Raw genomic sequence first — 21,903 nt, 5'->3', positions numbered from 1 at the left:
CAATGTCGTTAAGTTAAGGATAGTCTAATTCCTTAATCGAAAATATCAACAAATCTAATAGCATGAATTTGTTGAATTTAAAATCCCTCACCCTAACCCTCTCCCAGAGGGCGAGGGAATGGAATTTCGTCACGTTATGTCTTAACTTAATGACATTGCCTCCTAACCTCCCCCAAGCATGGGGGAAGAATTATGGAGTTTTGCATGAGGCTCATAATTTTCAATGATGAAAAAGATCGATAACTACATGATAATCACATATACGGCCAAATATACGAAGATTTCTCGCGGATACATGGGCCAATTGATTGAGTGGCCGGAAATCGTCACCGAAGGAAAAACGCTTGAGGAATGTCGAATCATGCTGCAAGACGCTTTGCAGGAAATGATCCAAGCCTATCGTCAATTAAAGAAAGAAATTCCTTCCGGCAACGCCCTTTATGAGCCTTTTCCCGCCGAGATTGAAGCATATCCGTAAAACAGCGCGATTTAATTCGATATCTGGAGCAGAATGGTTTTGCTTTAATCCGAGAAGGAAAGAATCATGCCATCTACAGCGATGGCGAAAAGACAATACCCATTAAACGCCATAGCTTACTTGATAGAATCACGGCGAATGAACTGTGCAAACAAGCGGGATTAAATCCAAAATTTTAGAAAAATAAGTTGACATGCGTCGTTTGAATTTTCATGGGTGATTCTCTTATGGCTTCCCTCAATGCGGCGGAAATTAAATGGTTGAATCAATACCGCGAACGGCTTTACGCTCAATATCCCGGCCTGGTTGAGGATATTATTCTTTTCGGATCGAAAGCGCGAGGCGACGCTCGCGAGGATTCAGACCTCGATTTAATGGTCGTTATTCGAGAAGGAGACCGATCGGTTAAAAAAATATTGCATTTTTAGCTTATGGATTGGCGGCGGGTACGGAAACCGTTCCTTCCATCGTCGTCTATACGCAAGACGAAAGACAAAAACGGCTTCAAGAAAATATTTCCTTTATGCAAATTGTGCAAAACGAAGGTGTTTCTGTACGATAAATTTGCAGGAAATTCAATTTTATTGGGCGCGTTCTCTTCGCTCTTTGAAATCGGCTCAAACTTTACTCGAACTGGAATATATGGAAGATTCCATCTCTCGCTCCAAGTCACCAAGTCCCATTATTGGACGGCGCAATCGTACATGGCCAGAATGTTTTCCGTGGGGATGTCAGGCAGGAGGGTATGGCTGGGCGCCAGGATGAAGCCGCCGTCTCCCTTCATTGCTTCAAGCATTTTCTTCGTCTCTGTTCTAACTTCTTCAGGTGTGCCGAAAGGCAAGGCTCTTTGAATATCCATCCCGCCATGGAAGCACAGACGGGCGCCGAAGTCCGTTTTCAATTCTTTCGGATTCATCCCCGCGCAGCCCGTTTGCATGGGATTGAGCGCATCCACTCCCGCCTCGATCATCTCTTCGATGAACGAGCGCACCGCTCCGCAGGAATGAAACAGCAATTTTTTTCCGAAGCCATGCGCCAGTTCCGCCATGCGTTGAATTCTCGGCTTGATAAAGCGACGGAATAAATCGAGGCTAATCATCGGTCCACGCTGCGTTCCCAGGTCGCTGATAAGAAAAAACAGATCGATTCTCCCTTCCGTCTCTTCCATAGCCCGCGTCCAATCCTCGATGTAGAAATCCATGAGTTTTCCCGTCATATAATCCACCCACTCCGGACGCTCCAGCATGTCGAAAAACATATTGTCCAACCCACGAATCATAGCGGCGCGCTGCCAAATATCGGCGTAGCCGTAAACCATGGCGTATTCCCCATCCCGCCGAGCCGATTCCCGCAAATGGCTATAGCTAACCCAATCGTTGGATGGCCAATGATGCCGGGCGATTTCCTCGAAGGTTTGAACGCGATCCAAAGCGCCGCCGCAGGCGACGCGATCGCCGTTGGGCATGATCCGGAATCGTTCGCCCCACATATTCTCGATAGTTTCGCCTCTTGGATGGGAAAAATCCGGGCCGATATATCGATGATCGATCCAGCGCAAATCGATGTTGAGACGGGAGAGCAATGCACTTTTTGAAGATAGGCCCAACTCGCGCATGAGCCGCCGCCAAACAACCTCTTCCGCCCAAAAATCGAGGGGGACGCGATCGGTTGCTCGATGAGCGATCGCCGCCAGGACGCGCTCTTTGCTCGTCATGCTTTTATTCCTCCAACTTAAAACAATAAGCTTGTGTGGTGAAAAAGATTCTTCCATGGAATCCAAAAGAATCCAAGTTATCCCCGATTCGTAAATTTCGTGGAATTCTATTCGTTCTATGATTTCGCGATTCAAAAACGCTACATAGGCCGCTGATCGCTAATCGTTGTTTTTAGGATAATTCCGCTCCGATTAATTGCCATTAGGGAATGGAAAAGATAAAATGTGTAGAACGAGCCGGAATAATAGATCAAAATGGCTTGCGATCCTTCGATTTTGGGAAAAAATGATGGTTTGAGGTTTTCTGCCCAGTGATTCTACAAGTCAGCATATCCGATATGAAAGTCTCAAACAATAAAGACGACATTATCATTACCAGTTCATTAGGATCCTGCCTGGGCGTAACGCTTTACGATCCGGCTAGTTGCGTAGGGGGAATGCTGCACGCCTTATTGCCGCAGTCGAATATGAATCCGGAAAGAGCCAATGGAAATCCTTGCATGTTCGTAGACTCCGGTTTTGAGGCTTTGTTGGCGGTGATATTGAAAATGGGCGCCAATAAAAAACGCTTGATTTGTAAAGTCGCTGGAGGAGGAACTTTTCTCGATCAAAAAGGAGTTTTTAAAACAGGCGAACGTAATTTTACCATTCTACGAAAGGTGCTATGGAAGAATAATATCTTGATTAAAAGTCAGGAAGTCGGAGGATCCATCCCCCGTACGTTGATCCTTCGTTTGCATGATGGACAAACATCGATTCGATCCAGGGGCGTGGAGGTTCCTTTCTAATGCGAAGACTGGAATTATTGCAGAGAATAGAGGCGCTGCCTCCTATTTCCACGGTTCTCCAATTAGCTGTTAGAGACTTGCGATGCAGCGGACGCATGGAACCGGATGTCATGAAGGCTTTGAGATCGGAGCCTGAATTGACCGACAAAATTTTCAAATTGGCCAATTGCGGTTATTTTACGGATGCCGCCGAGATCCAATCCTTAACCGCTCTCGTAGAGACGTTAAACGAAAATCGGGCGCTGGAATTGGTCGTCTGCACCAGCGTATTCGATTGGCTTCTGTCCGCCGTTCAAGGCGGCGAGATCATTCCGTGGGATTTATGCAATCACAGTTTCGCCGTAGCCGCGGGCGCGGAATTGTTGGCGGAGGAAATGAAAATCCCTGCGCCGAAATATGCCTATTTATGCGGATTTCTGCATGATATCGGCAAGATATTGCTGGAAAAAAGGTTTGAGGTCGATCCCAAACCGATTCTTGATTTGTCGTGCGATGAATCCATTTCCGTGGATGAAGCGGAAAGAAGAATGTTGGGCATCGATCATATGGAAGTGGGTTCGATCGTCCTCCAACAATGGAAAATGCCGTCCCTGATCGTTGATGTCGTCAGGTGGCATCATCTGCCGGAATTATATACGCGAGGCGATACGCTCTTGGTCGATCTGGTTCATGCGGCGGACGCTACGGCTCTTCAAATGGGAGTCGGCCCCGAAAGCGAAGGGTTGAATTATTGGGCGTCTATGGCGGCGGAAACCCGTTTGAAATTGAATGTGCATATCGTTGAAAAAGTCATCTTTCGAATTCAATCCGCTTTGGAAAGCATGAAAGAATTTCTCGCGCCTGCCGAGGGAAAGGGATGCGATGTCTCTTAGTATTCTTGTCGTTGACGATTCTCGCGTCGTCCACGCTGTTATCGCTAAAACGCTGGAAATGGCGGAAATTCCCGTCAAGAAGATTTTTGACGCGATGAATGGCAAAGAGGCGCTGGATATTCTTCGCTCGAATCCCATCGATCTCGTTTTTTCCGATATTCACATGCCCATCATGGATGGAGTGGAAATGATCGAAAATATGTGGGCGGACGATCAATTGAAAAAAATTCCCGTTGTCGTCGTCTCTTCCGAAGGCAGCCAAACCCGCGTCAAAGAATTGGTTAATTTCGGGGTTAAATCCTATATTCGCAAACCGTTCACGCCGGAAATGATTCGCGAAGTAGTCGATAAAGTCATGGGAGAATAGGAATGGAGATTTCTTATCGGGAGAATTTGAGCGCCATTTTTGAAACGATGTTGGAAAAATTCTCCTTCATGTTTTGCGATCCGGTTTCTGTGGAGGATATTCATTCGGAGGAGACTCATTTTCTTCGATCGTCGCTCGCTTTCTCCGGTCCCCGTTCCGGCGTTCTCTCCATGATGGTTCCCGCTCGGCTGGGCGCCGTCATCGCCAGCAATGTACTGGGAACGGATCCCGATGCGGAAGACGCCGTGTATAACGCTCAAGACGCGATTAACGAACTTATTAATCTTCTAGTAGGCAATCTGCTCCCCGAATTATTCGGCAAAAACGCCCTATTCGATTTCGGTATTCCCGAATCCGCCGTTTTGGATGAGACGGAATGGAAAAAATGGCTTGCCGATCCCTGCGTTTTGGGATTTATAATCGATGACGCCCCCGCTTTGCTTTATTTCGCCATCCAAGCGTAACGGATAAATTGGTCATTCCGTCTTTTACGTTCCAAGAATTTCTTTGACTTTTTTTAGCAAGTCGCGTATAGCGATCGGTTTTTGGATAAATGCCCCTCCCTCTTCCAATATATCGTTCAGCAGGATGTTTTCGCCCGTATAGCCGGAAAGAAATAAAATTTTTACGCCGGAATGAAAGGCGGCCAATCGATCGGACAATTCCCGTCCGCTCATCCCCGGCATGACGACGTCGGTGATGACCAGCGAAATCGATTCCTTATTCTCTTCGAAAAGGGATAAAGCGTCGCAGCCGCAACTGGCCGCCAATACGCGATAACCGTTTTGGCTTAAAACGTTATTCAGCAGATTTCTGACGGAATCCTCGTCTTCCACCAGCAGGATCGTTTCCGATCCTTGGAGATTTTCCACCGAATCCTTGATATACTCTTCCTTAACAATAGGGGCTATTACGCTGGGGAAATAAATCTTGAATGCGGTTCCTTGTCCCAATTCGCTGTATGTCCATATATGCCCTTCGCATTGTTTGACGATCCCATAGACGGTGGAGAGTCCCAGCCCCGTTCCTTTGCCGAAATCTTTGGTAGTAAAAAAGGGATCGAAGATTTTCGACATGGTCTCTTTATCCATCCCGCAGCCGGAGTCGCTGATGGCTAACATCACATAATCGCCGGGAATGACCTCGGCGTGATTTTGAGTATAGGACTCGTCCAAATGAATATTGGCGGTCTCGATGACGAGTTTTCCGCCATACGGCATGGCGTCGCGGGCGTTCACCGCCATGTTCATGATGATCTGTTCGATCTGGCCCGGATCGGCTTTGATCGGATTCAAGGAAGGAGAAGGAATCGTAACAAGTTCAATATTCTCTCCAATCAGACGGCGAAGCATCTTATCCAATTCGACGATCGTAGTGTTAAGGTTGATAATTTGGGCTTGAATGACTTGTTTGCGGCTGAACGCCAACAACTGCCGCGTCAAGGCGGCGGCTCGTTCTCCGGCTTTGAGAATGGATTCGATATCTTTGTATATAGGAGAGTCCGGCTCAAGATGCTGCAAGGCCAGTTGGCTGTATCCGTTGATAATCAACAACAAATTATTGAAATCGTGCGCGATTCCCCCCGCCAGGCGGCCAACGGATTCCATTTTCTGCGACTGGATTAATTGTTCCTCCAACCTCTTTTGTTCCGTATTATCGTTGCCTACGCAAAAAATTTCGACGAAATTGCCTTTTTGATCGAAGATCGGCCTATTGCTCCAGACGATCCAGACTCTTCGGCCGTCTTTTGTAATATTCTCATTTTCGCTTCTCGCGTATTTTATGGGATGGAGAAGTATATTCTCCAGTATGACTTTCAAATTCCGCCCGGTACTTTCCCTTTCCGGTAAAATTGAACCCAATACATCGCGGCCCAGAATTTCTTCTTCCGAATATCCGAAAAATTGAAGAGCGTACTCGTTGATAAATGTGATTTTTCCTTGAGGATTTATTCGCAGAATAATGCTATTGACGTTATGGACGAGTTCACGGTATCTTTTTTCGCTCTCTTTCAACCTGATTTCGGTGTGAAAGAGAGATTCCTGGTTGGCGAGCAACAGTCCTAAAATGACATTGCCGATCGGATATATCACGATCACCGGCAGCCATATTTTTTTCATAACCGTCAAGGATAACGGCCAAGGAACCGCCAGCGTCCAGACAATCATGAAAAAATGGACGATGAGGCCAAGAATATATAAGTCGTAAGGCGAGATATTCTCGAGCGAGCGGCGATATTTATTGTGATAGATCGCTCCAATGGCGGCGGAAGTGACGATTACGCCTACTCCCATAATCATTCCCGGTCCCCCCAGCCACAGACGATAGGAAGCCGTAATCAACACGGCGACGGCGGCGGATATGGTTCCGCCGAACAATCCCACCGTGCTTAATAAAACGGAACGCGTATCAAAGATAAGACCGGGAGCTAAAACATAAGGATACATCATTACGACAAAAGCGACGCCGCCGAATATAAGACCTGTAAAACATTGCGTCGTCAACGTCCCTTTTCTGTAATAACGCAATGTAAAACTATAGGCTGTGCATAATGCTAGGAGTAAAGTCAAATTCTCAAAAAGGGGTTTGAATATCATTCAATTAATCCATGCAGAATTGTTGGCTCAAATTTTGCATTCCATATTGATTCGTCTGTTGGATGAGAGTGAGGATTATGGGATAAATTCAATAATATCAGCACTCTCCTCACCTCTTCCCATTTTTGGAGAAGAATTGTATAGACGGAACATTCCTAGGAAAAAGGATTTCGCGTATAACATGAGTTATTTATATACTTCTATTTTTTTACAGTATCATGAAATATTCCATCGCACAAAGGAAGAAGTATAGTGTCCGCCCATAAAAAGTCATCGGCAAGATTAATTAATAGCTCACTATTGTTAAGATGAATGGAACAATATACCGTCGATCGAACGAATAGGATGATCTCTTGTTTGAATGAATAATAGCCGATCGTCTTCTATTCGTCGTAATGATTTTTAAGATAAACGAAATTTCGCCGAAAATAATGGAAAGCAGGTTAACCCTATTTTTCAGGGTCTGTTTTGATGCTTGAATTCAAGGAATCGATTCGGGAAATGTTTTTTCCTGCGGGGCGGGCTTTTTTCTACGGGGAATACTCCCCTTCATTTTCTTTCCGGTTGCATAAAACTCGGAAATTAGGGTATTTATTTGCCTTTATTTATTCCGTTTATGCCCCTTTTTCCGTTTATGCGCAAACGGCTTTGCCTATCGCCCACGATCAGACTCTTACCGGCCGATTGGAAGATGCCGCCGATAAAATCTCTTATTCGTTTAATGCTCAAAAAGGCCATCGCGTAACAATCGCCTTGATTTGGCTGGAAAACAATTCCTGGCGGATCGAACTATTGGACCCTACGGGGATAGTGGAAGCGGAGCGCTCCGGCGCATCGAGTCCTCTCCAATTTAGCGATGAAGTCTTGAAAAAGGGCGGCAAATACACGATTCGCATTAGCGGCGCCGCAAGCGGCGATTATTGGATTTCGTTATGGATATTCGAACAGGACGTTCCCCTTACGCTTCAACCGGGCCAAAGCGCGACGGGAGAACTTGAGCGCCGGGGGGATATGGATTTATTCCGTTTCGCAGCGGCGGCGGGCGACCGGGCATCCATCTCGTTGCGGTTGCTTTCGGAGGGAAAGCCGAAATTCGATCTCTTCGATCCCAGCGGGATTCTAATTCAAAGCGTAACCGGCGATGTTTCTCAAATTCAACTTCAAGATCGGCTATTGACGGAAAGCGGGGATTATTTTCTTCGCATCGGAGAGAAGAACGATTCATATACGGGGAAATATGGATTGTTCCTGGATATCGTCTCTCCGCCGACGCCTACTCCCACATCGACATTCACCTTTACCCCCACGCCAACCATGACGCCGACGTTTTCGCCAACGCCGAGTTTCACAGCGACTTACACGCTCACGCCTTCTTATACGGCGACGGCCCCACCGCCGCCGACATCCACGTTTACTCCTACGCTAACCTTTACTCCTACCGCGACGCCGACGGCATCTCCGACTCCGACGATAACGCCGACGTTTACGCCGAGTCCTACTCCGACGCCAGTTTTGCCTTATCTGTTTACGATGGCGGGCGATGGCGTTCCCGGCTACGGCGGCGACGGCGGTTCCGCTAGAAATGCAAGGTTGAATTATCCCCGCAGCGTATGCCGCGACTCTCATGGCAATCTCTATATCGCCGACTATTGGAACCATTGCATTCGCAAGGTGGATGTTTCAGGCACGATATCGACCATCGCGGGAGACGGCTCGGCTGGATTTTCCGGAGACGGCGGACCCGCGAAAAAGGCGAGATTGATCTTTCCCCAAGACGTTAGTCTCGACGGCCAGGGCAATCTTTATATTGCGGATAGTTGGAATCATCGCATCCGCAAAATCGATGCGGCGGGAACGATTTCCACCATTGCGGGAAGCAGAGCCAGCGGTTATTCGGGCGACGGAGGTATGGCGACGAAAGCAAGTTTGAATCTGCCGCGCGGCGTTTGCGCCGACGCTTCCGGCGCTCTGTATATCGCAGATACGGACAATCACCGCGTCCGGAAAGTGCATCCATCGGGCATGATTACGACGGCGGCGGGCATCGGCGTAAGCGGCTATTCCGGCGACGGCGGTCCCGCCGTGCTAGCGATGTTGGATTCTCCGTGGGGCGTCAGCGCCGATGGATCGGGAAATCTCTATATCGCGGATTTCGGCAACCATCGCATCCGTAAAGTCGGCCTCGATGGCGTAATCACGACGGCGGCGGGAACGGGAATCGCGGGCTATTCCGGCGATGGCGGTCCGGCGGCCAAGGCGAATCTGTACCATCCCATCCGCATCTTCGCCGATTTTGCCGGCTCTCTTTTCATTTCCGATTATTTCAACCATTCCATCCGCAAAGTGGATAACGCCGGCTTGATATCGACGGCGGCGGGAAGTGGAAAAGCGGGAACCGGCGGCTATGGCCTCTCGGATGGCGCCCCGTTATTTCAACCTTCGGGCGCTTTTGCTGACGCGCGTGGAATTCTCTACATCGCCGACAGCGCCAATCACCGCATTCGCGCCGTAACCAACCAAATCGTCATCGAGGCGATTGCCGATCATACGGCGTATGCCAGCGAAACCGTATCATTATCGGTCATAGCGCGCGGCGGTGATGGGACCTACGATTATTCCTGGTCGGTCGAATCAGGCCCGGATCGTTCGCTTGTCCAGTTTTCCGGCATGTTGGAAAACGCTGCGCTTTTTACGCCTGCTGTTTGGGGCGTTTACGTTCTCGTTTGTTCCGTGGACGACCATGTTCAAAATCCCGTGATTGTAAAAACGACGGTAACCGCCAAGGAAAGGCCGACGCCGACTCCTACGGCCACCAGCACCATTACGCCGACGCCGACGGATACGCCGATTCGCACACCGACGCCGACGGCCACGATTACGCCGACGCCCACGCCCATCGTAATTCCCACTCTACCGGCGAATACGCTGATTGTTACGGATACGCTTTCCACCGTAGAGGATTTGAGCGGCGAACGCGATTACGACCCCGTCTCCAGCCGCGAATTGGCGTTACGGTGGAATTTCAACGCGAAGGATATAACGGATTTTCAGATCTACGCCGCCCCGGTCGATGAATATTACGTTTACATCGGCCATACGGGAAGCGGAGACGTTCCCTATTTTTCCTGGAAAGCGGGAGGCGCAGGTTTGGAGTCCGCTTTTCAATCTGGGCCGAAGTTCGGATTTTCCTATCGTTTTCAGATTTATGCGTTGCAAAAGGGAGGAACGGCGGCTCTACTCGGCCCCCTCGCTAATAAGGGGCCAGTGGAATTGTATTCAACGGTTACCGTCTCAGACAATATCCTGACGAAAGACGACGTAAGCAACGGGAAAGATATCGATCCGGATGAGAACCGGAATCTCGTAATTCGTTGGACGCTCGATTCCGCCATTGTGGATAAAAATAATATTAAAGCCGTTCATGTGTATGTAAAAATCAATGGCGTTCTTCCTTATCGATATTTGGGAGCGGCGGAAAACGAAACGGCGGTTTATTTGCAATGGCGTGAAAAGAGTTCGCTGCTGGCGGAGGAATTTCAAGACGGTCCGCAATTTGGGAATGCTTACGAATTCCGGATATTCGCCATGAAAAAATACGATCGGGCGGGGTATTACGGCCCCTTCGACAATCCGGGGCCGGTTCTGTTTTTGCAAAGCATCGAACAAACGCCAACGCCCATGGCGACGGCGACGCCGACTCCTACGATTCCCCCGACGCCGACGGCGACATGGAGATTTACCCCCACGCCTACGCCTACGAAATTTTATACGCCGCTGGCGACGGCGACCCCGACGGCGACGCCAACGCTATCGCCTTGGGTTACGGTAACGGACGACCTGAATGTGACGGAGGATTTGAGCGGGGGAGACGATTTCGATTCGTATTCCGATCGCGTACTCGCGATTCGCTGGAAATTGCCGCCGTATATCGACGAAGACAATACGCGCAGCATTCTGGTTTATGTACTCGTCGATCAAGGCGATTTCGCTTTGCTGGGCCGGACGGCGGACGGCAAAGCCCATTATCTCGAATGGAAAGCGCAGGCTCATTTGCTTGAACCGGCTTTTCAAAACGGTCCGGAATACGGTCATCGTTACCGCTTTAAAATCGTAGCGCTGCAATATTCCTGGCTGCCATCCTTTTACGGTCCCTTCTACAACCGCTTGCCTGTCCGATTTCTCAGCGCCGATTGACAACGTAGTGAGGGTAATTGGCGAAACGCAGCCCGCCATGTTCCCTTGCATTTGAATCCATAACACGGCAGCCAAAACTATCGCGCAAAAGGGAATGCGATGATATTATGGCTTTTGTTTATCTTACGAGCCTCTTGCAAAATTCTATTATTCCTCCCCCAAGCTTGGGGGAGGTTAGGAGGGGGTTAACGTAAGTCCATTAAAATCAACCCCCCTCTAACTCCCCCCAAGCTTGGGGGGAGAATTTAAGGACAGATTTTGTTCATTTTGTAAGAGCCTCTTACGAATAAGGAAAGGAATCCCGATGATATTAACGAAAGAACAATTTCTCCAATCCTTATGCCAGGAAACGGATATATGCAAGCATTTGTATTCCAAAATTCCATCCGGCGCGTTGGAGTATCGGCCGACTCCCGGCCAGCGGTCGATGCTGGAGTTATTGCAGTATCTTACGATATCGGTGTTAGCGCCCGCTCACGCCATTATTTTTGATAGGAGCCGCATTCAGGAGGACGCGGCGAAATCGAAAACCGTAGCCGCCGATCGTTTTTGCGAAGCAATGGACGAACAGATGCGGGAAGTGGAAAAGATGGTTTCTGAATTGAAAGAAGATGATTTACTGCATCGAGATGTCACGCTTTTTAGCGGCAAGCAAGGCAAAATGGGCGATGCGCTCGTCAATTACTGTCTGAAATTTATGGCAGCTTACAAAATGCAATTGTTTCTCTATTTGAAATCGTCGGGAGTTACGGAGTTGGATACGTATAATTGCTGGGCGGGAATCGATCGTCCCGCCGATGCGAAAAAGCCTTGATCGTAAAAAGTAGAAGAGCCATCTTGGCTCTTTCTTTTACTACTCAAGAGGCTGGAAGCCTCTTCTACTCAGGCGTTTCGGAAGCGGGCGCGATTTTCTGCAATTCCTGGCGTACTTTCGGATCAAGTTGAAGGCTGGATCGTTCCGCTCGTTCGATCGTTTCCTTCGCTTTGGCGTAATCCTTTTGATTGCAATAGATCAAGGCGATGCGGTTGAAGGGTTCTGCGAATTTTGGGTAATAACGGATCTCTTCCTCATATTCCCGAATGGCCTCGCCGTATTTTTCCTGACGTTGAAGAACGGCGCCGAGGTTGAAATGCGCGTATCCGAAGCCGGATTCCAGTTCGATGGTTTTGCGGTATTCGGAGGCGGCTTCGTCGAATCGATTCGCGAAATATAGGGCGTTGGCTAACTTGAAATGCGCTGCGGCGGCATTGGGCGCCAACTCGATGGACCGGCGAAACTCTTGCATGGATTCTTCCTGCCGATTCTGCGAGGATAGAACCATGCCCAGATCGTAATGGTAATCCGCCTTTTTGGGATCGAGTTTGATGGCGGTGCGCAGCTCCGCGACGCCTTCATTCGGTTTATTAAGTTTGATATACGAGCGTCCCAAGCGAGCGTGATTTTCCGCCTCATCCGGTTTGAGCGCCACGGCTTGCTGCAAAACCTCCGCGGCGCGCGTCGCCTGGCCGATGTCGTAGAGGGCCAAGCCGAGAGATTGCAGGGCGTCCAAATTCTTAGGCTCCGCCTTTACGGCTTTTTCCAACAGGACGGCGGCTTCTTGTTTTTTCCCCGTTCGCAGTTTTTGCATCCCCAGCCGGGAATAAAATTGAGAAGCGGCGCTGGGATGCTTGTCGATGTCTTCCATGAATCGCTGCGTCTGTCCATTTTCGGCGCTCTTTTGCGCGTAGGCGATGGCGAGGCTTTCCCAAGCCAAGGGTTCCTGGCTGGCGATGGAGATGGCGCGGTGGCCGATGGCGATCGCCTTGTCCGTCTCGCCCGCCAGCGCCTTAGCCCGGCAGGCCGCTCCCAGCGCGTAGCCATAGCTGTACAAGCAGCGAGCAACGACATCCGCCATCTTCGCAGCTTCCGCATATTCTTCGTTTTCGAGATGGGCGATCATCGCTTCCAGTTGAATGATGGCGTCGTTAGGATCGGCGCGTTGGCCGAGTTCGATGATCTGACGCCGCAAGGCGGGGCTGCGTTCTTGCGTTAGCGCGTAATTGAGCCAATCTTGCGAGGGGGGAGCGATGGGCGCGGGATTGGGATTTTCGCGCCATTGTTTTTCGATCTGCCGAAATTCGCCTTCGATCAGCGCAGCGCTGGGATCGGCGGGAGAGATAGCGCGCACGCGCTCCAACATGCGATGGGCTTCGTTGACGAATCCCTTAAAAAACCAAACCTGAGCCAAACGGTTCATGGCGAATACGTTGAAGGGATCGACCATGAGGATTTTACCCAAATTCTCTTCCGCATGATCCAGCGCTCCCGCGTTCAACAGCAAATCGGCGGCGGCCTCGCTGGAGCCTTCCAGCACGATGCCGGAGGTTTCCTGCGCCGAGCCGAAGCGCAAGTGGATGGCGGAAGCGAGAAATTCGCCTTGATCGCAATAAGCGCGCGCCATAACGATGCAGGCCTCTTTTGGATTGGTTGCCATCGGCGCGAAGAAATGGTGAAGCGCCCAAGGCAGCTGGCCTTGGGCAAGATAGACTTTCCCGCTCTGGTGCATGGCGGTTTGGCTGTCATGATTCAATTCGTAGATATGGGTCCAATAATTTATAGGAATGCGGGTATAGAAGTTCAACTGAACGGTTCTAATCCCAAAGAAAATCACGATAGCGGCGGCCGCTGCTTGTCCGCCGATTTTCAGATAACTCCAAGGATGTTCCGCCAGCCATGCGAAAATTCCCGCGAAACATAACGCCAATCCCGCCGCCGGAAAATAAAGATAAGTCCATGAGACGTAATCCAGCACGCGGTTGAAATAGACGGTGGCGTAAGGAATCATTCCGATAAACAAAAACAAGATTCCCAGGGCGAACCATCGCTTGCGCAACGCCGCCCAAAGTCCGATGGCCAGCGCCGACAGATCGACGGCGGCCCACAAGAGAAATTTGACGTTTTTCCCATTGTAAATTTGCTCCACGATTTCATGGAGTACGGCTGGAATCCCCCGCGTTAAAAATAATCCTCCCGCGTATTCTTGCGTCGCGCCAACGACGGAAAACAAGCCGTGCCAGAACGATTGTTCGTGCATGGCGACGTATTTGTAATGGAGAGGATGAGGACTCGCCATTCCCCATAACGGATAGAGCAAGGCAAGAATCAATGCGAAGGGTAATAAGCGAAACAACAAGCGTTTCAGCGGCGTTTTTTCGTAAAGTCCTTCGTAGACCAGCAAAAACAGGATAAAAGTCAATGCAGGCCGGGCCGTGAGGATGGCCAAGAAATAGAAGATCAGGGAGGCGGCGTAGAGGATTCTGCCGCTCTTCCGGCTGAATACGAGATAGGTTTTAAGCGACGCCAAGCAAAGGGTGAGGCAGAGGATCATGTAAAATTGGTTGATATCGTTGACGAGGACCGTCGCAAGTGGATGCAGTCCGAAAAAAGCCGCCGCGGCGGCTGCCGGTAATTTCGCGGCGAAATGGCGCGCGATGGCGAATATCAGCCATATGTTGACAATGTGAAATCCCAGCAGCCAGAGATGCCAGAAAAGTAAGTTGTCGGGAGAGATATAAGTCCGCGCTAACGCTAAGAGGACATAACTTAATGGGCGGTATTGGCCGGAAGTGAAGAGAAGAAAATCGCTGGTAAAAAGCGTTGGAATATTCCCGGCGTGAGAAAGCAGCGGCAAATGCAAGACGCTTTCATCATGATTGACGAATATGGGCGATGAAAATGTCGTGGAATAAACCAATGCGATAACGATCGCCAAGAGAAACGCGGTAAACCAAGAACGTTTTCCCATCTCCATTAATCGGTTCTTGAGCGAGAGGGGCGCAGAGGGATTGGTATGGCCGCTGACGTGATTCTTCATGGATTGGATTCAACTCTGATCGAGATGGCGCAGTTGCACGAGGCGTGGCTGCGGTTCGACCCGGATCGATTCGAACAGTTCGTTTTCCTGGATATCCGGCTCATTGGCGGCGAATTCGGGAATATTGAAACTAGACTGAGGCTTGTCGATCAGCGGCAAGGGGATGGCGGGCGAGGCGTGGCCGTTTTCGTCAATATGGGACATATAAAGATAAGCGTAAACGCCGCCCTCGCGCTTGGAGGCGAACACGAGCCAGCGGCTGTTGGAACTCCAACTATGCCAGGAATCGGCGGCGTAAGGCGTATTGAACTCCAGGCGATGGGCCTCGCCTTGCAGATCGGCGGGCAGCAGGTAGATGTCGCTGGACGAGCGGATCAAATCGCCGCCGTCGCATTGATCGAAGGAAAACCATTTTCCGTCCGGCGAGAAATGGGGGAAGTAGTTGCTGCGCCCATTGTTCGACGCTCCGGCGATGGGTTGCGGCGTTGGATTCTCGCCCTCCAAATCGAGGATGTATAAATCGTAGAGAATATGCGCGGGATGATTGCCTACGGGGCTGCGGGAAAAGATCAGCCGCTTGCCGTCCGGCGTCCATTGGGGATAGATTTCGAGCAGGTTGGGATCGGAGGCGCCGGGAAGCAGATAGGTATCGTTTTTTTGCAGATCGTAGATGGCGATGTCCGAAGTCGCCATGCCCGCCAGTTGCGTCTCGAAGACAATGGGTTTCAGCGCGGCGACCCGTTGGTTGGCGGAATAAGCCAGTTTTTCACCGTCGGGAGACCAGGCCATAAACGTCGTCATCTGAATTTCGAAAGGCAATTGGGATTTGAAGCCAATCTTTTTGTCGATATCGAAGATCGCCAGGTAGACGGGCAGCTTTTGACCCGATGCTACCAAACTGCGCACTTGCAGCGCCAGTTTGCCGGAATTTCCTTGTTTGGAGGAAAACGTATGGCAGTTAAGGCAGTATTGGCGGCGAGAGGACAGAAATATCCGAGGTTCGTCTTGGCGGATGTCGCGCAGGTAAAGGTCGGGCGTCTTGAAGGAACTGAAAGGCGGAGCAACTAAACGATAGACGATAAAATTGTCCGCCGCATCTTTTGATATGCGTATGTGCGCTTCCGGCGACGCTTGGATGGAACCGATGCGGCGATCCGATTTATCGCGCTGCACGCCTTTGATTTGAATAACAGCATCCTGTTCCACGGCCTCCCGCCGCAAGCGCTCCCAAACGGCGCTGGGAATACGCCAGCGTTTTTTATCCGTCTGAAATAGAAGCGGCTTCTCTTCGCCCGGCAAGCGAATCGACGCTTCCCAAAAATCGTTGCGCGGGTCTTCCCATTCCACAAAGGGAGCGCAGAGATTGGGCGGGAAAAGCGAACCGTCTTCCGGCGCAGTAATCTGCAAGGAATGATAGGGTTCCCGGTCTTTATAAACGGACGGCGAACGCAGGCGGGAAAGGGCGGGATTGTTCTCGTCGTTTGCGTCGTGGTTGCTTTGCGCATGTTTTCGCATAGCCGCTTCGACTTCGTCCCGCGCTCCGCCGTCGACATATGATATTTCCTGTTGGTTGGATTTCGTAGCGAATTTGGCTGCCGAAGAGTTGGCGTCCATTCCCATCGAATCATGGGAAGATAAATACTTGTCGAATTGATAAGTTCCACGAGGGTAATAAACCGGCGCCTCGCGCGGGCAAAGTTCGACGGGGCCGTCGAACAAGGCTTTTATATTGGCAGACTGCAAGGCGGGCCAGCAGAAAACGCCGCCGATGAGCAATAACGCTGCAATGGCCGCTATGCCGTAAATCTTGGAAGAGCGCGAAAGTGTCATCGAATATACTCGCTGAATCGCATAAATTTTGGATCGAATCAAAAATGCCATCTATTTCGATTCAAGTCAATATGGACTACCAGCGGTCCCAATGAAGGACGTCCTGCAAGGGCAGGCGCGTTTTCTTGAGATCGGCGGTGACGGCATAGCCTACGGGAATCAATACGGGAACAATATGCGAACGGGGGATGCCCAGCGCCCGCTTCACCCGCGATTCGTCGAAGCCCTCCATCGGAACCGTCGCCAATCCTTCCGCTGTGGCCGCCAGCATGAAGATCATGGCGTTTAGCAGCACTTGCTTGGCCAGCCAAAAACGTTTATGCGCGGCGGGAAAATCGGGGACGGGCGTTGCGAGGCGCAATAATGGCGCCAACGCCGCTTTCCAAAACCATCCCAAGCCCATCGGGCTGTGAGCAAAAGCTAGAGGTACGAACTGGCGCAGCTTTTTCTCGTATTCCTCGTTGATGGCGCCCGTCTCCAACTCCATGCGAATTACTTTTTCGAAATGATTCTCAAAGACGCGGCGGTCGCCGGTGAAGACGATCGTAGCGGGCGCTTCCAAAATTTGTTTTTGTTTAAAACAGGCTGAATAGAGCGAGTTTTTCAATACTTCGTTGGTTACGGCATAGTAATGCGTAGGTTGAAGGTTGTACCCGCTAGGCGCCCATTGCGCGGTTTCCAGCAGCCGTAATAGCGTTTCTTTGTCGATGGGATCGGGCTGGAAATGGCGGATCGCTCGGCGGCGGCGCGCCAGGTCATTAAATTCGGAGAAATTTATCATGGGATTGTCCTTAATAAATAGTTGTTTGAAGCAAGGCGGGGTGGATCGAGCGAAGCGAGCCATACAAAAGCAAGCCATGCCCATGCCAATTCATATTGGCACGGCCTCTTTGGAGATCGATTCGCGCAATTCTTCTCTTAATGCTCGCCTGGAAACCACATCCACTTTTCGTTGGAATTCCTCTTCCAGAAAGACGGACAAGCCCACAAGATCGAAGAAGTCCGCTCCTTCTTTAAAGTCTACAAGAAGGTCAATATCGCTGTTTTCCTTTTCTTCGCCGCGAACCATCGAGCCGAAGAGTTCGATGTTCTCCGCCTTAAAACGCTCTTCGATAAGCAGCTTCAATTCCCGCAATTTGACTATGAGCCTATTTATTTCAGACATTTTTTTTCATTTCATTCTTGTTTTTTTCATCGACTACGGATTCGTGAAGGAAATAAATAAAGTCATAATTATTGATTGCATCTTGGCCTTTCGCTTTATAAAAGGATATTATCATTTTGAAATCATAACAGACCAAAATTCCATTAAAAACGATATCATGGAAACTACGATGATAATCCGCGATGCGGTTCCCGCCGACGCGGAAGCGATTGCGCAAATCTATAACGAATCCATCGCCGCCGGGGATTGCGCGCTGGTGGAGCGTTTGCAAACGTCGGCGGATATTTTGGGTTGGATGGCCTCGTTTAACGAACGGGAGACGATTCTCGTTCTGGAAGAGGACGGCTGCGTCTTGGGGTGGGGAATCATCAAGCGCTACAGCGAACGCGAAGGCTATCGTTATACGTGCGAGACGTCCGTTTATCTGCGCCGCGGCCAGCGGGGGCGCGGATATGGCCCGATGATTAAGCAAGCCCTGATCGAACGTTGCAGGCAATACGGCTATCATCACCTTGTGGCGAAGCTGTTCGCGGATAACGAAGCCTGCCTGAAATACAACCAAAAATTCGGCTACGAACTCGTGGGCGTGCAAAAGGAAATTGGCTATAAAAACGGCCAGTGGATGGATGTGGCTATTCTGCAGCTCCTCTTGCCGGACGAATCATCCAATATTGACGCAACGAAAAATCTTCCCGCCGGGGAAACAGATTAAAAGTAAACCAGGATTCGTTGGCGTATAAATCTTCAATCCGTTCGCCCGGTTCGGGAATCAGGGACGCTAGACGCCGGGACGCATCGCCGAATACGGCGCTTCCGATGCGTTGTAAAACGTCGGCGTTCTCGATGGCGCTCTGGCCGCCGGATAGCAGCCATACGGCCTGATGGGCGTTGCAGCGCGAAAAGATATATTCCGCCAACACGATTTGTTGATCTTCCGGCAGATAATATCCCGGATTTTTATCTCCCGTTTCAGCCCATAAAAGAATGGGCGCGGCGATCATCCCCTTTTCGTTGACGGCGTCGAAATAGCGATCCAGGCGCTGGAAAAAATCCGCCCGGATTTGGATCAATATTTCGCCGGTGAAGGCGGGATGGCCTCTAGCGTCTTTCGGAATGGCGTCGCTATGAGTGGGAATGAATAGAACAGCGTTGCATCCAGCCCGAGAACATTCTGCTAGATAGCGGCTCCATTCCTGCTTCGACGCCAGCAAAGGGCTGATCGGCGCCGTATCCCCTAAAAAGAGAAACGGCGTTCCGTCGGCATGGCGTAGAAAGCGCCGATTGCCGGAAAGCCGCAGTTCGCCATGTCGGTATAATGGATTATCGCCGCGATAAGGGACGCAAACGAATTTGCCGGTTCGATCGTGCAATCCTGCGTTGTCTTTCTTGTTGCAGATTGTCCGATAGCGCCAGGTTCCAATGCAATCGGGAGAAAATCGGACGCGCCAAGTAGTTCCTCCATCCCATAAAGCCAGCGCGGTTTGCTTCTTGCCTTGAGGCGAAGTGAATTCAACATGCAACCGAATATCGCGCACCCAATCGTAATAATATTGATCGCTGATGAAGGCGGTTTCGAATCGTCCCCACTGCGCAACGCGGGGAAGGTTTTTCTCCTTCCCCTGTGCGGCGTTCATCGCCGAGCCGATAAGCAAAAAGAGAACGATTTTTATCATCATGGGTAGAGCCGGGAAACGTTATCGAGAATGTATTGGCAATCAATGACTTTTTCCATCAGATCGACGGGAAGATAGTAATATTGATTGGAGGCTTCAAAGCCCAACCGCGAATCTTGCCGCGCTAATGCAAATAGGTTTTTTGCCAGGACGATTTCGTCTTGAACGATCATCTTGATTTCATCTCTCTTACTTTTGCGTTCCGCTTCCGATAATGGCTTATTCTTATTCAAAAGCGAATTTCGCAGAACCGTAAATCGCGTTTGGTTGGCGACGGAAGCGAAATGAAGCTGCGCGGCGCGGGCGAAACGTATCTGATCGCGGGCGGAAGCAGCTTGATCGGACGGCGCCAGGGCGGCGGCTTTTTCCAACGCCGTTAAACCTTCCTTCCAACCGGCGGCGATTTTGGAATACTGTCCGGCGAATACGTCCGCCGGATAGGGACCGCGCCAACGGTCAACGTCATCGTAAGGGATGCCGACCATGGTGGCGGCGTAATGCGTCGGTTCCGCATAGAGTAGATTCGCCGGTCCCATTTGCTGCGGGCCTTGATAGACCACATTGACGTGGAAGGGATATTCTGCAAAGGCTCGGCTGAACGCCGTCCAGGCCTGGCGGGCGAGCGGCGCGCCCTCCACGCCGAAATGGACTTGCGCCAAGGCGTTCAACGCCGTTTCTCGATCCGGCGCCGGATCGCGGTCAAATTGGCTCAATAATTCCAGATTGGGGGAAGGGAAGCCGCCGACAGTCCAACTAAGCATGAGACCATCGACATTAGCCTTGAGAAGATTGCCGCCATGTTCGGCGATCAAATCCATCACCGGCAGATAGGGAACGGCGGAGAGTTCCCAAGTGGCGTTGATTTGAACCTTGGCGATGGTTTTGAGTCCGGCTTTTTTCGCCGCCGCCCAATGGTTCGACGCACGCGGACCAGGACCAACCGCCGATAGCGAATACTCGCCCACGGCGGTTTCTACGCCGCCGCGAACGATGGGCTTCGACCATTCGCTGACGGATTGGAGCCAGGCGGATTTCGGCAGTTTCGCGATGGCCTCATTAGCCCATTCGTCGTTCCAGCCCCAATCCCACATAATCACGTTTGCAGCGGGATTGCCGCGATGAACGCCGGATTCGACGGCGGCGTTGACTTCGGCGATGATCTCGGCGGGGGAGCGCACTTTACAGCGGGGGCAGCGAGAAGAACCGCCATGCGATGCGCAGTTGGTCAGATTTTCCGATGCCGTGATCGTAAAGACTCCCGCCAAATCCGGCGTATGTTCGAAGACGTACGCCAGCGAGTCGGAAAGCCATTGCCGCACTTGCGGCGCGGAAGTACACATGGCGCAATAGTCTCCCTCCTGAACGCCTTTCAATTCGGGATGATTGACGAAGAAATCCTGCAGCATGGCGCGCGGCTCGTTGACGTAGAGATAGACGCCGATATTGAAGCGCTTGGCGCGTTGGACAAGATCGTTCAGGTTCTTCAACCTCGTCTCGCAATCTTGGCCGAATTCGGGAAAAAATGGGCTGGGGGCCAGATTGCGTAAAACCGTATGCAGCCAAACGCCGTCCACGCCCAATTCCGATAACTTTTGCAGTAAGCCGTCGGGATAGGGATCGAGTTGCGGATTCATCAGGGCGTCGCCGTATAGGGCGAAATAGGAATAGATATAGCGGGGCGAAAATCTCTTTATGGATTTGCTCGATGGGGAAATCGGCTGCAACTGGCTTAGGTCATGGATGAATTGGAAACGCGGCTCCTCCGGCGCTTGCAGAGCATCGGCGAAATGTTTTTCCACGATGCGCTTGATCTCGGCGCAGCGATTTTTGATTTCTTCCGTGGGCGGAGCGTAGCGCAGAGGTTCGCACTGCGGCTTCAGCGATCCCAATTTGACGAAGAGAAAATCGTCCTCGCGCAGACAATACTCCAACTGCTGGGCGGACATATCCAGCAGCTCCAGCAATTGTTCATAGGGCAACAGATGCCAATTGCGGCGGATCAGGGTGATGTAAATGCGCTGAAGATCGCCGCCGATGGGCGTTGGCGCGGGCGGCAAGCCCATGGATTCCGCCGCGGCGCGAACATTTTCGGGAGTTGTATCCAAAACCTTCGCCAGGCGTTCCGCTCCCACGGCGGGCCAATTGCGAAAAACGAATGCGTGCATTCGGCTGGGAAAATGTGGAAACTCCAACGCTTGGGGAGCGCTTCCGGCGGGCAGGGAAATCTCAGCGGCTTGAGCGGCGGATAGGAGAAAAGCGGATAAAAGTAGAGCGATGCGAAGCATGATCGTCATCCTATCTATTAATAACTCATGTTACGCAGCCAATGTCCTTTCGCTTTCGGCGTTGGCATTTTATCGCCAATGAGAAG

18 protein-coding genes are annotated in these 21,903 nt (G+C 50.8%); 10 read left to right on the top strand and 8 right to left on the bottom strand.

What is annotated here, in order from left to right; genetic code table 11:
* The first annotated feature begins 247 nt into the window (after window positions 1-247).
* The 3 genes from AB1656_03440 to AB1656_03430 are packed head-to-tail and all read left to right on the top strand — an operon-like array spanning window position 248 to window position 906.
* Window positions 248-478 carry a type II toxin-antitoxin system HicB family antitoxin gene (locus AB1656_03440; protein MEW6234419.1) on the top strand — a complete coding sequence of 77 codons (231 nt, stop codon included), beginning with the start codon at window positions 248-250 and terminating at the stop codon, window positions 476-478.
* Window positions 469-657, top strand: a complete 189-nt coding sequence (locus AB1656_03435; GenBank protein MEW6234418.1) for a type II toxin-antitoxin system HicA family toxin — start codon at window positions 469-471, stop codon at window positions 655-657. Before AB1656_03440 ends, AB1656_03435 begins: the two co-directional genes overlap by 10 nt.
* A gap of 48 nt (window positions 658-705) precedes the next feature.
* On the top strand, window positions 706-906 hold the full coding sequence (locus tag AB1656_03430; GenBank protein ID MEW6234417.1) for a nucleotidyltransferase domain-containing protein: 201 nt from the start codon (window positions 706-708) through the stop codon (window positions 904-906).
* 254 nt (window positions 907-1,160) lie between these two features.
* On the opposite strand, the gene AB1656_03425 is transcribed toward AB1656_03430, so the two are convergent.
* Window positions 1,161-2,192: a uroporphyrinogen decarboxylase family protein gene (locus tag AB1656_03425; protein MEW6234416.1), complete on the bottom strand. Its 1,032-nt coding sequence runs from the start codon at window positions 2,190-2,192 to the stop codon at window positions 1,161-1,163.
* 338 nt (window positions 2,193-2,530) lie between these two features.
* On the opposite strand from AB1656_03425, the gene AB1656_03420 reads away from it, so the two are divergent.
* The 4 genes from AB1656_03420 to AB1656_03405 are packed head-to-tail and all read left to right on the top strand — an operon-like array spanning window position 2,531 to window position 4,683.
* Window positions 2,531-2,980 (top strand): chemotaxis protein CheD, encoded by a 450-nt coding sequence (locus AB1656_03420; protein ID MEW6234415.1) that lies wholly within the window; start codon window positions 2,531-2,533, stop codon window positions 2,978-2,980.
* On the top strand, window positions 2,980-3,852 hold the full coding sequence (locus AB1656_03415) for an HDOD domain-containing protein (GenBank protein ID MEW6234414.1): 873 nt from the start codon (window positions 2,980-2,982) through the stop codon (window positions 3,850-3,852). The genes AB1656_03420 and AB1656_03415 overlap by 1 nt, the downstream gene beginning before the upstream one ends.
* A complete protein-coding gene (locus AB1656_03410; protein ID MEW6234413.1) occupies window positions 3,842-4,219 on the top strand; it encodes a response regulator in 378 nt (125 codons plus the stop codon). Before AB1656_03415 ends, AB1656_03410 begins: the two co-directional genes overlap by 11 nt.
* 2 nt (window positions 4,220-4,221) lie before the next feature.
* Window positions 4,222-4,683 carry a chemotaxis protein CheX gene (locus tag AB1656_03405; protein ID MEW6234412.1) on the top strand — a complete coding sequence of 154 codons (462 nt, stop codon included), beginning with the start codon at window positions 4,222-4,224 and terminating at the stop codon, window positions 4,681-4,683.
* A 24-nt stretch (window positions 4,684-4,707) separates the two neighbouring features.
* Here the strand turns inward: AB1656_03405 and AB1656_03400 are convergent, their stop codons facing one another.
* On the bottom strand, window positions 4,708-6,816 hold the full coding sequence (locus AB1656_03400; protein ID MEW6234411.1) for a LytS/YhcK type 5TM receptor domain-containing protein: 2,109 nt from the start codon (window positions 6,814-6,816) through the stop codon (window positions 4,708-4,710).
* A gap of 648 nt (window positions 6,817-7,464) precedes the next feature.
* On the opposite strand from AB1656_03400, the gene AB1656_03395 reads away from it, so the two are divergent.
* Window positions 7,465-11,010 (top strand): NHL repeat-containing protein, encoded by a 3,546-nt coding sequence (locus AB1656_03395; GenBank protein ID MEW6234410.1) that lies wholly within the window; start codon window positions 7,465-7,467, stop codon window positions 11,008-11,010.
* A gap of 304 nt (window positions 11,011-11,314) precedes the next feature.
* Window positions 11,315-11,824, top strand: a complete 510-nt coding sequence (locus AB1656_03390; GenBank protein MEW6234409.1) for a DinB family protein — start codon at window positions 11,315-11,317, stop codon at window positions 11,822-11,824.
* Between the two features lie 64 nt (window positions 11,825-11,888).
* On the opposite strand, the gene AB1656_03385 is transcribed toward AB1656_03390, so the two are convergent.
* The 4 genes from AB1656_03385 to AB1656_03370 form a co-directional block, all read right to left on the bottom strand.
* A complete protein-coding gene (locus AB1656_03385) occupies window positions 11,889-14,864 on the bottom strand; it encodes a tetratricopeptide repeat protein (GenBank protein ID MEW6234408.1) in 2,976 nt (991 codons plus the stop codon).
* Window positions 14,865-14,873: 9 nt separating this feature from the next.
* Window positions 14,874-16,694, bottom strand: a complete 1,821-nt coding sequence (locus tag AB1656_03380) for a hypothetical protein (GenBank protein MEW6234407.1) — start codon at window positions 16,692-16,694, stop codon at window positions 14,874-14,876.
* A 76-nt stretch (window positions 16,695-16,770) separates the two neighbouring features.
* On the bottom strand, window positions 16,771-17,475 hold the full coding sequence (locus tag AB1656_03375; GenBank protein MEW6234406.1) for a nitroreductase family protein: 705 nt from the start codon (window positions 17,473-17,475) through the stop codon (window positions 16,771-16,773).
* Window positions 17,476-17,565: 90 nt separating this feature from the next.
* The gene (locus AB1656_03370) at window positions 17,566-17,859 is read right to left on the bottom strand and encodes a nucleotidyltransferase family protein (protein ID MEW6234405.1); all 294 of its coding nucleotides are present in this window, start codon (window positions 17,857-17,859) and stop codon (window positions 17,566-17,568) included.
* A 169-nt stretch (window positions 17,860-18,028) separates the two neighbouring features.
* On the opposite strand from AB1656_03370, the gene AB1656_03365 reads away from it, so the two are divergent.
* Window positions 18,029-18,571, top strand: coding sequence for an N-acetyltransferase family protein (locus tag AB1656_03365; GenBank protein MEW6234404.1), 543 nt, complete (start codon window positions 18,029-18,031; stop codon window positions 18,569-18,571).
* On the opposite strand, the gene AB1656_03360 is transcribed toward AB1656_03365, so the two are convergent.
* Together AB1656_03360 and AB1656_03355 are read right to left on the bottom strand one after the other, a co-directional pair.
* On the bottom strand, window positions 18,492-19,535 hold the full coding sequence (locus AB1656_03360; GenBank protein ID MEW6234403.1) for a DUF5060 domain-containing protein: 1,044 nt from the start codon (window positions 19,533-19,535) through the stop codon (window positions 18,492-18,494). The two genes, AB1656_03365 and AB1656_03360, sit on opposite strands and share 80 nt — an antisense overlap.
* Complete coding sequence (locus AB1656_03355) at window positions 19,532-21,817, bottom strand: hypothetical protein (GenBank protein ID MEW6234402.1); 2,286 nt, start codon at window positions 21,815-21,817, stop codon at window positions 19,532-19,534. The genes AB1656_03360 and AB1656_03355 overlap by 4 nt, the downstream gene beginning before the upstream one ends.
* Between the last annotated feature and the right edge of the window lie 86 nt (window positions 21,818-21,903).

This window comes from Candidatus Omnitrophota bacterium (assembly GCA_040755155.1).
Classification (GTDB): Bacteria; Hinthialibacterota; Hinthialibacteria; order Hinthialibacterales; family Hinthialibacteraceae; genus JBFMBP01.
Note: the sequence above shows the minus strand (reverse complement) of the source record. Positions and strands in the feature narration are given on the sequence as shown.